We start from the raw sequence: 10,144 nt of genomic DNA, 5'->3' as shown, positions 1-10,144 counted from the left end.
ACGGCTTCAAAGCCGTGCCGGGGCCCACCGCCGTCCGCGGCGGACGCACGGGGCACCGGGCCCGCGCCCCGCGGTCCTCAGTCCGCGCGGCGCTCGCGCCAGTCGCGGACGATCTCCTCGACGTCGTACGGCTTCAGACCGAGCGGTGGTCCGGGCGGCGGCTTGAACATCATTTCGCGGATCTTCGCGTTGATCTCCGTCACGATCCTGCGCACCACGCGCTCCGAGGGCGCCGCGGCGGCCTCCGCGAGCGCGTCCTCCGCCTCCTTGCGCAGGGCCAGCGTCGGCGGCAGCACGGCGAAGCCCTCGCGGGCCATCTTCCGCTTGATCCACCACAGTTCGTCGTACGAGGTGTCGACGCCTTCGGGCAGCGGTTTGCCCGCTCCCGCGAGCTGGGCGAACTCTCCCCGGGCCTCGGCCGTGCGGATCTGCCGGTCGACCCAGGACTCGAAGCTGACGCCGGGTGGCTTGCGCTCGGTCATACGTCCATTCTGCCGGACGGTGTGCCGACTGTGCCGGACGGTGCACCTGCGGGCGAATTATCATTCGGCGGCGGCACGTCGCGGGGGCGGGTACCACTGCCCCGGCGCGGGATCATCGGAACAGCGGGACGAAGGAGCGCACGTGCTCGAACTCACCATGGCCACGGTGTCCGGGGCGGATGCCGGAGCGACGGCCGGCATGCAGATGGCCGACGCGCCCAGCGAGCCGGGGGCCGTGCTGCGGGTGGGGCGGGACCGGGGTGTGTGCCGCCTCGCCACCCCCGACGACTGGCTGTTCGTCTCCCGGGTCCACCTGGAGTTCCTGTGCGGCCCCGACGGCGCCTGGCAGGTGACCTGGCTGCGGGGCACGCACGACGACCCCTCGTCCGAGGTCCGGCTGGTCCTCAACGGCGGCGCGCCCCCGCGGTCGGTGCCGTACGGCGGCACGGCGAAGCTGCCCCCGGGCGGTTCCGGCGAGCTGGTCGTCCTGGACCGCACGGGCCCGCGCAGCGTGAACGTGGGCTTCTACCACGAGGTGTGAGCGCTCCCCGGGCGCCGGGGCGCGTCAGCCCCGGCGCCCGGGTCACGTCAGCCCCGGTGTGCTGGTCTCAGCCCCGGCGCGCGGGGCGCGGGAGCCCCGGCGCGCGATCACGGGAGCACGCGGGCCAGCGCGAAGCCGTCGTACCCCTTCGAACCCACCGTCTGCACCGCGGTGGCGGTGATCCTCGGGTGCGAGGCGAACAGTTCGAGGGCCGCCCGGGTGCCCCGCACGTCCGGGGCGTCGTCGGCCGCGTCGGCGACGGCGCCGCCGCGCACCACGTTGTCGAGGACGATCAGGCCGCCGGGACGGGTGAGCTTCAGGGACCACTCCACGTAGTGCGGGTTGTTCACCTTGTCCGCGTCGATGAAGACCAGGTCGAAGGGGTCGGGGTGCTCGGCGGCCAGCTCCTCCAGGGAGCGCAGGGCGGGCCCGACCCGGACCTCGGTGATCTTGTCCAGGCCCGCGCGGGCGAGGTTGCCGCGGGCCACCTCGGCGTGCCGCTCGCTGTACTCCAGCGTGATCAGCCGGCCGTCCTGCGGCAGCGCGCGGGCCAGCCAGATGGTGCTGTAGCCGCCGAGTGTGCCGATCTCCAGGATGCGGGTCGCGCCCTGGAGCTGGGCGAGGAGGTGCAGCAGTTTTCCCTGGTTGGGGGCCACGTTGATGCGCGGCAGGCCCGCGGCGTCGCTGTCGCGCAGGGCCGCGGACAGGACGGCGTCGGGCGGGGCGAGCAGGCCGGTGAAGTAGTCGTCCACGTCCTGCCAGAGCTGCGGCTCGGTCATGCGCAATACCTTTCGCCTGTCTAGTTAGATCCTCTAAGGAATTCCGTCTCCGAATATAGCCGTTCGCCACCGGACGGGCGGTTGAAACCGCCTTGTGGCGGTACTGGGTGACAGCGCGGGGGACGGATCCGGCCTTCCGCACCCTCCTTCCGGACGAAATGCCGGGGGATGTCAGGTGAAGCGCGGGTTGCCCGCGTCTTCCAGCGGGGGCGGCGCGAGCCTCCTAGGGTTCAAGAGGAAACGGACGCACAAGACCCTTGGGACATCGGTGACCAACGGGGCGGGAGGGCCGGCGGCGCGTGGCGAATGTGGAGCACGGTGGGCGACCAGGTGAGGCATTCGGGGCGCGGGCGCCCGGAACGGCGGGTGCGGGACTGGGAGTTGCCCGCGCGATCCTGTGGCTGATCGCCGCCGTCCTGGCGGTACGGCAGATGGCCGTCGTGCTGAGCACCCCGAGAGCCGAGCGCCTCACGGACCTGGAGACCTGGGTCGGCCCGGACGGCGTGCTGCACGTGAACGGGTCGCTCTACGACTCGACGCGCTTCACGGGTACCCCTTTCGGGGGACTCGTCCTCAAACCGCTCACCCGGGCCGCGGAACAGGCACTCGGCTGGGGCTGGACCTTCGGCACCCTGCTGCTGGTGGTCGCCCTCGGACTCGTCGCCGCGCGTGCACTGCCGCAGCCCGTGAGCCGCCGTACGGCCCTGCTCGCGGCCCCGGTCGCGATCAGTCTGCTGATGCTGTCCCTGCCGGTGCGCAACACCCTGTACCTCGGGCAGACCAGCATCATTCCCGTGCTCCTGGTGCTCCTCGGCTGCTTCGCCGTGCGCGGCGAGCGGACGAGCGGCCTGCTCATCGGCGTGGCGGCGGCCCTCCAGCCGACCGTGCTCCTCTTCGCGGCGCTCCTGTGGTTCACCGGCCGCCGGCGGGCCGCCGTCTCCACCGGAGCCGCCTTCGCCGCCTGCACCGCCCTCGCGTGGGCGGCGATGCCGCACGACTCGTACACGTACTGGGTGCACCACCTGGCCGGAGTCGGCCTCGGAGGGGCCGCCGACGGCCTGTCCAACCAGTCGCTGCACGGCGCCCTGCTGCGGCTCGGCCTCGAAGGCCCGCCGGAGGTCGCCCTGTTCCTGACGCTGGGCGCCGCCGTCGCCGTCCTCGGGCTGCGCCGCGCCGTGCGCCTCGCCCGCGACGGGCAGTTGCTGCTCGCCGTCGCGATCACCGGCTGCGTCGCCGTCGTCGTCTCCCCCACCACCTGGCAGCACCAGCTCCTGTGGGTGCTGCCCGCGGTGGTCGGCCGGGTCGGCAGGAAGGCCGGCGACCGTTACGTGTGGCCCGTCGCCGTCGTCCTGGTGATGACCCTCCCGGCGAAGATGATGCTGCCGAACATGGCCGTGCTGTACCCGCTGCGCGACAACGTGGTGCTGCTCGCCGCGCTGGCCGCCGCGACCGCCGTCCCGTTCCTCTCCCGGACCTCGGAGTTCTACCGGTCGCCGGTCCCGACCCGGTACGCGGAGCCGGTGCCCGCCCGCTGGAGCCGCGTACCGCTGCTGCCCTTCCTTCGCCGCGTCCTCACCCGCCCGAACCTGCTGCTCGAACTGCTGCTGATCCGGGTCGGGTACTCCGCCTACCAGCAGGTGAGGCTCGCGGCGACCGGCGGCACCAACTCGGGCGGCCGGGCCACCGCCGAGGCGCACGGCGAGCAGATCCACGCGATCGAGAGCTTCCTGCGGATCGACATCGAGCACTGGGCCAACCACGCGGTGGTGCGGGTGCGGTGGCTCGCGGACTTCTTCGACTTCTACTACACGTCGTTCCACTTCGTGGTGCCGCTGAGCGTCCTCGGCGTCCTGTACGCCCGCCGCCCCGCCGACTACCGCTGGGCCCGCTCGGCCCTCGGCTTCGCGACCCTGTTCGCGCTCGTCGGCTTCTGGCTCTACCCGCTCGCCCCGCCGCGGCTCATGCCGGACCTCGGCTTCGTCGACACCGTGCACGGCGTGCAGGACTTCTCCCAGCCGGACTACGGGACGCTCACCGCGCTCACCAACCAGTACGCGGCGATGCCCTCGCTGCACTTCGGCTGGTCGCTGTGGTGCGGACTCGTCATCGCCGTCCTCGCCCCCAGGTGGTGGATGAAGGCGCTCGGCCTGCTGCACCCGCTGTTCACGGTCTCCGCCATCGTCGCGACCGCCAACCACTGGGTGCTGGACGCGGTGGGCGGCGCGGCGGTCGTCGGCGCCGGCTTCGCGCTCACCCACCTGCTCCAGGGCCCGCGCCCGCGGCCCCTCGCGCGAACCGCGGCCGACGTCAGCAGCGCGGAGCCGGTCCCGGCGAAGGACCGTACCCCGAGCTGATCCGGTACTCGCCCGGCTCGGCCACGGTGAGACGGGTGAACCCGCCGGACCGCCGCAGGCAGCCGCCCTCGGCGTACAGCCAGGGCGAGAAGGCGACCCGCACGGTCACCGAGCCCGCCCGCGGCACGTGGACGACGACCTCGGCGGCGTCCGCGCGCACCACGGCGGCCGGCGCCGACACCAGCGGCACCGCCCCGCGCACCCGGTAGACCCGCCAGTTCGCGTCCCGCCACACCGGCTCCAGCCAGGCGGGGCCGCGGCGCACCAGCCGCGCCTCCTCCTCGGCGAACCCGTCCGGCTTCCCCGACGGCAGCACGACGAACCCGACCGACCACCGGTCCAGCCAGGCCCGGTACGTCGTCTCCGAGAACGTCCCGTCGTAGAAAAGCCGGCCGCGCTCCATGTCGAGCTGCCGGTTCCAGCCGCGCGCGAGGTTCACATGGGGCGCCAGCGCGGTGGCCTCCCGGTGGTTGCGGGCCGGCACCACCTCGACCCGGGCACGGTCCGCGCCGAGCCGGTCCAGGGCGCGTACGACACCGCCCGTGTGGGCGGCCCACGCCGGCACGGCCGTCGACACCACCAGGTCGTCGGCCGTCTTCCTGCCCACCCAGCACACGGAGAGCACCAGCGTCAGGGCCAGGGCGATCCGCCGGTGCCGGGGTCCGGGCACCGCCGACAGCGCGGCCAGCAGCGCGGCGGGGGCGAACAGCTCCGCGAGCCGCTCCACGTTGGTGCCGACCGGCGAGGGCACCAGGTAGGCGAGGACCGTGCCGGCCGCGTACACCAGGGCGCCCCACCGCAGCACCCGCCAGCCGCGCGGCGCGAGGCCCCACACGACGACGCCGACGACCACGGGCGGCCAGATCCGGTCCGCGGGCATCAACTGCTCACCGCTGAACGGGAACAGCAGGGTGGTGGCGCCGACCACCGCGCACGGCGGCGCCGCGAGCACCAGGGCCCGTGCCCGGTCCCGCGCGGCGGCGTGCCCGGCGCCCGCGACGACCAGGAACAGTCCCGCCACCGGGCTGGCCATGGCCGCGAGCGCCGCGTACGCCGCCGCGAGCGGCAGCCGGCGCTCACCGGTCAGCAGCACGCAGGCCGCGAGCCCCAGCGCCACGCCCAGCGCGAACGTGGTCCGGCCCGACGCGACGTTGCACCACAGCGCGAGCGACGCGAGCAGGGCCGGGCCCGCCGGGCGCCGGACCCCCGTGCGCGCGATCAGCACCGCTGCCAGCCAGGCGGCCAGCAGCCCGGCCGTGACGGTGACCGCGCGCACACCGAAGGCGGCCATCAGATACGGCGAGATCAGGCTGTAGTTGGCGGTGTGCATTCCGCCGTACCAGAACAGGCCGTACGCCGAACCGCCGTGCCGTGAGGCGAAGTCGGCCCAGGCCTCCTGCGCGGCCAGATCACCGCCGCCGGTGGCCAGGAACACCCACCACACCACGTACAGCGGGACCGTCGGCAGTGTCGCGACGAGGGCGACGGGGGAGACACGGTGACGGACCCGCGCCGGGAGGAGGCCCCGCCCGGCGGAGGTGTCGGCCCCCTCGGGCCGGTCGAGGGAAAGTGCGGCTGGGACCACGGCTCGGCGATTCCGATCGGCGTCTTCGAGGGCGGGAAGGGGCGGTGCCACCCGTGAAGACGTGCGCCGGCCCCGAAACGTTCACAGGAAGGCCCGTTCACGCGTCCGGAGGACTCCCGTCGGTCTCCCGGGGACGGGCCAGCCGCTCCTGGAGCCGGGCATGGCGGAACTGGTACACGGGGCCCGCGGTGCGCAGCAGGTTGCGCCGCCTGGCGTCCTCCAGGAAGGCCATCAGCCGTACGGGGGTGCCCTCGCGCGCGGCGAGCTGCACCGAGGCCAGGGCGGTGGCGACACCCAGGTTCCCCATCGGGCCCGCCAGCAGGGCCGTCCAGAGGCCCGCCAGCAGAGGGGTGCCGAGGCCGTCCGGGAAGCCGTACCGCCACAGGGCGACGGGGCCGACGAGCAGCGCGGCCGACGCCCCGACGAGGAGGCCGAGGAGCATCCTCAGCCGCACGTGGTGCAGCCAGACGTCCCTCGGCTCGATCGACCGGGTGTCCGCCACCGGGACGGTGCCGTACCTCTCCCTGACCCCGTCGAACCACGACCCGGACCCGGCCCCGACGATGGTGCCCGTCACGAGTTCGTACCCGCGCCCGCACACCAGGGTCGCGCTGAACCCGACCGGGACCGTGGACAGGTAGCAGAGCCACAGCGGCAAGTCCTCGATCACCGTCGAGGCCAGGAACCAGAGCGCCACGCCGGTCCACAGCCAGTGCCGGACTCCGACGAGCACGGCCGGCCGACTGAAGACGTCCCGCCAGCCCGCGCTCGGCAGCGGCTGCGCGGGGCCGCGGCGGGAACTGATCAGGGCCGCGCCGACGGCACCGGCGGCACCCGACGCGAGCGCGTACGGAACGGTCCACAGCGGGTCGGTCGACCGCCACAGCACCGCGACGCCGACCGCCGCGTAGACGAGGGCGACGACGGTCCCGAGCGCGAGCGCCCGGGGACGGGCGTCCGCCCAGTCGGGGATGTGCCACCAGCTCAGGTCCCGGGTGCCCTGTCCGGTGAGCCGCGCGGCGATGTGCCGCAGCGCGCGCTCGGCCGTCTCCGGCGAGTGGCGGGGCCGCGGCCGTCCGGGCCTCGGGGTGTACGCGGCGGCCACGGCGTGGTCGAGGAGGTGGTCCTCGACGGCGCCCGGCGTGGGGAAGCGCCCGGCGTCGAGCAGTTCGTCCACCGGGTCGTCGTCGCCGTAGACGTCACGCAGCAGGCCGATCGCCAGCGGGCCGGACAGCGCCCGGGCCACCGGGCCCCCGGGTTCCTCGACCAGGGCGCGGGTGAGGTCCAGCCAGGCGGGCGGGGGCGACTTCGGCAGCGGGGCGAGCAGGTACGCGGCCGCGTCCTCGGCGCGTACCGGCTGGACCGCCAGCGCCACGCCGCCGCCGAGCCGGGCGCGCTTGGCCGTCAGGACGGCCTCCTTGGCGCGGGAGACCAGCACGACCCGGAAGTCGGCGCTCTCCAGCGCGCTCACCAGGGTGGCGCGCAGCTTGCCCGCGACCTCGTCCAGACCGTCGACGAACAGCGCGACGCGGCCCGATTCGAGCAGTTCGAGGGCGCGGGCCCGGCCGTCCCTGCCGCGGAAGAGCGTGTACTCCCGGGCGAGCCCGGCCGCGGCCCAGGCGGCGGGGCTCCTCGTGCCGGGCTCCCAGCCGTGCGGGGACAGCAGCACCGGGACGGGTATGCGGGACCGGCTGCCGGGGGCGGCGTTCGCGCGGTACCGGAGGGCGTCGAGCAGCAGCAGGACGGCGGCGGCCGTCTTGCCCGCGCCGGGCGGGCCGACGAGGAGCAGCCGTCCCGAGGCCAGCCCGCCGTAGACGGCGTGCAGTTCGGCCGGCCCGCCGCCACGGCGCAGGTCGTCGCGGGTGACCGCCGCCAGGCCGGGCAGCGGGGGGAAGCGGGCGCGGGTCCCCTCGGCGGTGCCCGCGCCGACACGGCCCGCCACCTTGCGGTCGCTGACCTGCCAGCGCACCGGCAGCGGCGCGGGGTCGAGCAGGCGCCGCAGACCGGCCTCCTTCTCCCACTGCCGCGTCACCGCGGCGGCCAGTTCGTCGGCCGCCGCGTCGAGCGGGGTGGGGTGGAAGACCTGCCGGGTGACGTTCATGGTGTTGCCCGAGCCGACCTGCAGGGCCGTCGGGCCGTTGAAGGTGGCGCCCGTCAACGCGCTTGCGACCGGCGGGAGTTCGCCCGGTGCGCCGACCGGGTCGGGCGATGTTCCCGCCGGTGCTGGACCGCCGCCGTCCGGTGCCGGGCGTGCGCGCGCCGCTTCCGCACCCGTACGGGCCTGTCCGGTGCCCGTGTCCGCCGGTCCGCGCCCGGGGCGGACCGGCTCGGGCCCCGCGTGCACCGGTCCGGTCGGTGGGGCCGTCGGCGCGGTTCGAGGGTCCGCCGGTTCGCGGTGCGCGTCCGCCGGGCCGACGGCCCGTTCCGGCGGCTCCGCGGCGGTCATCCGGCAGGTCCGAAGTGGACGTCCTGGTGGTTGTGGTCGCCGATCTGGAGTGCGGTCGGGCCGCTGAACGTGTTCCCGGACACCGTGCCCCGACCGGCTCCCTCGGCCGTGAACTCGCCGCTGAGGGAGCGCAGTTCGGTGACGAAGCGGATGCGTTCGGCTCGGTCCATGTCCTCCAGCATCGCTTCGAACCGGCCCTGCCAGAGTCCCACTTGGAGGTCGCGGACCCGCTCGGACCCGTCCTCGCCCGCCGCGTCCAGCACGGCGGCGGTCCGGTCCAGCCGGTCGAGGGCGTCGCTCTCGCGGCCGGGATCGCCGCGGCCCAGCAGAGCGGCGCACCGCTCGCGGAAGGTGGTCCACAGGTCCGTGCCCGCGCTCTGCACCACCGCCATGCCCCCGGCCGCGGCCGCCGCCGTCATCGCCTCCGCCAGCATCCCCTGGTCCCCCCGCCGACTCCGGTCATGTGTCGGTCCGGACCCTAACCGTTCGGCGGCCCGCGAACCACACGGCCCGGCGGCCCGCGCGGGGGCGGCCGGCGGGGTCCGGAGGGGCGGACCGCGGCGGCTCCGGGACGGGCCGCGGCGGGCACGCGGAAGCGGCGCGAGAGGCAGGGGCGGAGCGCGGGGGAACGCCCCCTGCCTCCCGCGCATCGGGTCAACCGGCGCTGACCTGCAGCTCCTTGACACCGTTGAGCCAGGCCGAGCGCAGCCGGCGCGGGGCGCCGGTCAGCCGGAGCCCGGGCATCGCGTCCGCGACCGCCTGGAAGATGAGGTCGATCTCCAGCGTGGCCAGGGACTTGCCCAGGCAGAAGTGCGGGCCGCCGCCGCCGAAGCCCAGGTGCGGGTTCGGGTCGCGGGTGATGTCGAAGGCCTCGGGGGAGTCGAAGACCTCCGGGTCGTTGTTCGCGGAGGAGTAGAAGATGCCGACGCGGTCGCCCTTGCCGATCCGCTTGCCGCCCAGTTCGGTGTCCTGGGTGGCGGTGCGCTGGAAGGAGACGACGGGCGTGGCCCAGCGGACGATCTCCTCGGCGGCGGTCGCCGGGCGCTCCCGCTTGTAGAGGTCCCACTGGTCGGGGTGGGTGAGGAAGGCGTGCATGCCGTGGGTGATGGCGTTGCGGGTCGTCTCGTTGCCGGCGACGGCCAGCATCAGGACGAAGAAGCCGAACTCGTCGGAGGCGAGGTTGCCCTCGTCCTCGGCGGCCACCAGGGTGCTGACGATGTCCTTGGCCGGGCACTGCTTGCGGTCGGCGGACATGTTCATCGCGTAGGCGATCAGCTCGGTGGCGGACTCCTGGCCGACCTCCTCGGTGATCGCGTACTCCGGGTCGTCGTACGCGATCATCCTGTTGGACCAGTCGAAGATCTTGGCGCGGTCGTCCTGCGGGATGCCGATCAGCTCGGCTATCGCCTGGAGCGGCAGTTCGCAGGCGACCTGCGTGACGAAGTCGAAGGAGCCGCCGGGGCCCGCGTGCGCGAGGGCGGCCTCCACGATCCGGCCCGCGCGGGTGCGCAGGGTCTCCTCCAGGGCGCGGATGGCGCGCGGTGTGAAGCCGCGCTGGACGATCTGGCGGACGCGGGTGTGCTCCGGCGGGTCCATGTTGAGCAGGATCAGCCGCTGGGCGTCGATCGCGTCGCGCTCGATGTGCTCGTTGAACCGGATGATCGCGGTGTTGAGCGAGGAGGAGAACAACTCGGGGTGCGTGGATACGTACTTGACGTCGGCGTGCCGGGTGACGGCCCAGTAGCCCTCGTCCCCGAAGCCGGCGAGGCCGGCCGGCTGCGGGATCCAGCGGACCGGCTCGGCCCGGCGCAGTTCGGCGAACTCCGGGAGGGGGACGCGGTGGTGCAGCAGGTCGGGATCGGTGAAATCGAACCCGTCGGGCAGCGCTGGACAGGGCATCGGCAACTCCAGGTCGTGCGACGGTCGGGTTCCGTTCCGGTACTGCTGGAGGTCCGCC

Annotated in this window: 8 protein-coding genes; 2 read left to right on the top strand and 6 right to left on the bottom strand. The window is 74.4% G+C overall.

The window, feature by feature from the left end; genetic code table 11:
* Window positions 1–77 precede the first annotated feature (77 nt).
* Window positions 78–482, bottom strand: a complete 405-nt coding sequence (locus IE265_RS18950; protein ID WP_190036787.1) for a DnaJ family domain-containing protein — start codon at window positions 480–482, stop codon at window positions 78–80.
* A 142-nt stretch (window positions 483–624) separates the two neighbouring features.
* On the opposite strand from IE265_RS18950, the gene IE265_RS18945 reads away from it, so the two are divergent.
* Complete coding sequence (locus IE265_RS18945) at window positions 625–1,023, top strand: hypothetical protein (protein WP_190036786.1); 399 nt, start codon at window positions 625–627, stop codon at window positions 1,021–1,023.
* A gap of 107 nt (window positions 1,024–1,130) precedes the next feature.
* Here the strand turns inward: IE265_RS18945 and IE265_RS18940 are convergent, their stop codons facing one another.
* The gene (locus IE265_RS18940; protein WP_190036785.1) at window positions 1,131–1,802 is read right to left on the bottom strand and encodes an O-methyltransferase; all 672 of its coding nucleotides are present in this window, start codon (window positions 1,800–1,802) and stop codon (window positions 1,131–1,133) included.
* A 299-nt stretch (window positions 1,803–2,101) separates the two neighbouring features.
* Here IE265_RS18940 and IE265_RS18935 point away from each other — a divergent pair, with 299 nt between their 5' ends.
* The gene (locus IE265_RS18935; RefSeq protein ID WP_190036784.1) at window positions 2,102–4,156 is read left to right on the top strand and encodes a bifunctional glycosyltransferase 87/phosphatase PAP2 family protein; all 2,055 of its coding nucleotides are present in this window, start codon (window positions 2,102–2,104) and stop codon (window positions 4,154–4,156) included.
* On the opposite strand, the gene IE265_RS18930 is transcribed toward IE265_RS18935, so the two are convergent.
* From IE265_RS18930 to IE265_RS18915, 4 genes are all read right to left on the bottom strand, one after another.
* On the bottom strand, window positions 4,110–5,741 hold the full coding sequence (locus IE265_RS18930) for a DUF8823 domain-containing protein (RefSeq protein ID WP_190036783.1): 1,632 nt from the start codon (window positions 5,739–5,741) through the stop codon (window positions 4,110–4,112). The genes IE265_RS18935 and IE265_RS18930 overlap by 47 nt on opposite strands.
* 97 nt (window positions 5,742–5,838) lie before the next feature.
* Window positions 5,839–7,899 (bottom strand): hypothetical protein, encoded by a 2,061-nt coding sequence (locus IE265_RS18925; protein WP_190036782.1) that lies wholly within the window; start codon window positions 7,897–7,899, stop codon window positions 5,839–5,841.
* 284 nt (window positions 7,900–8,183) lie between these two features.
* Window positions 8,184–8,621, bottom strand: coding sequence for a hypothetical protein (locus IE265_RS18920; protein WP_190036781.1), 438 nt, complete (start codon window positions 8,619–8,621; stop codon window positions 8,184–8,186).
* A gap of 220 nt (window positions 8,622–8,841) precedes the next feature.
* Window positions 8,842–10,086 carry a cytochrome P450 gene (locus IE265_RS18915; protein ID WP_190036780.1) on the bottom strand — a complete coding sequence of 415 codons (1,245 nt, stop codon included), beginning with the start codon at window positions 10,084–10,086 and terminating at the stop codon, window positions 8,842–8,844.
* Window positions 10,087–10,144: the final 58 nt, after the last annotated feature.

The sequence above is a fragment of the Streptomyces fructofermentans genome, assembly GCF_014651055.1.
GTDB lineage: Bacteria > Actinomycetota > Actinomycetes > Streptomycetales > Streptomycetaceae > Streptomyces > Streptomyces fructofermentans.
The sequence above is the reverse complement of the archived record's forward strand: the minus strand, read 5'-3'. Positions and strand labels throughout refer to the sequence as shown.

Bases quoted from the DNA above. Each gene is read 5' to 3' on its own strand.
- IE265_RS18950 (WP_190036787.1), bottom strand. From the start codon at position 482: ATGACCGAGCGCAAGCCACCCGGCGTCAGCTTCGAGTCCTGGGTCGAC.
- IE265_RS18940 (WP_190036785.1), bottom strand. From the start codon at position 1,802: ATGACCGAGCCGCAGCTCTGGCAGGACGTGGACGACTACTTCACCGGC.
- IE265_RS18915 (WP_190036780.1), bottom strand. From the start codon at position 10,086: ATGCCCTGTCCAGCGCTGCCCGACGGGTTCGATTTCACCGATCCCGAC.
- IE265_RS18920 (WP_190036781.1), bottom strand. From the start codon at position 8,621: ATGCTGGCGGAGGCGATGACGGCGGCGGCCGCGGCCGGGGGCATGGCG.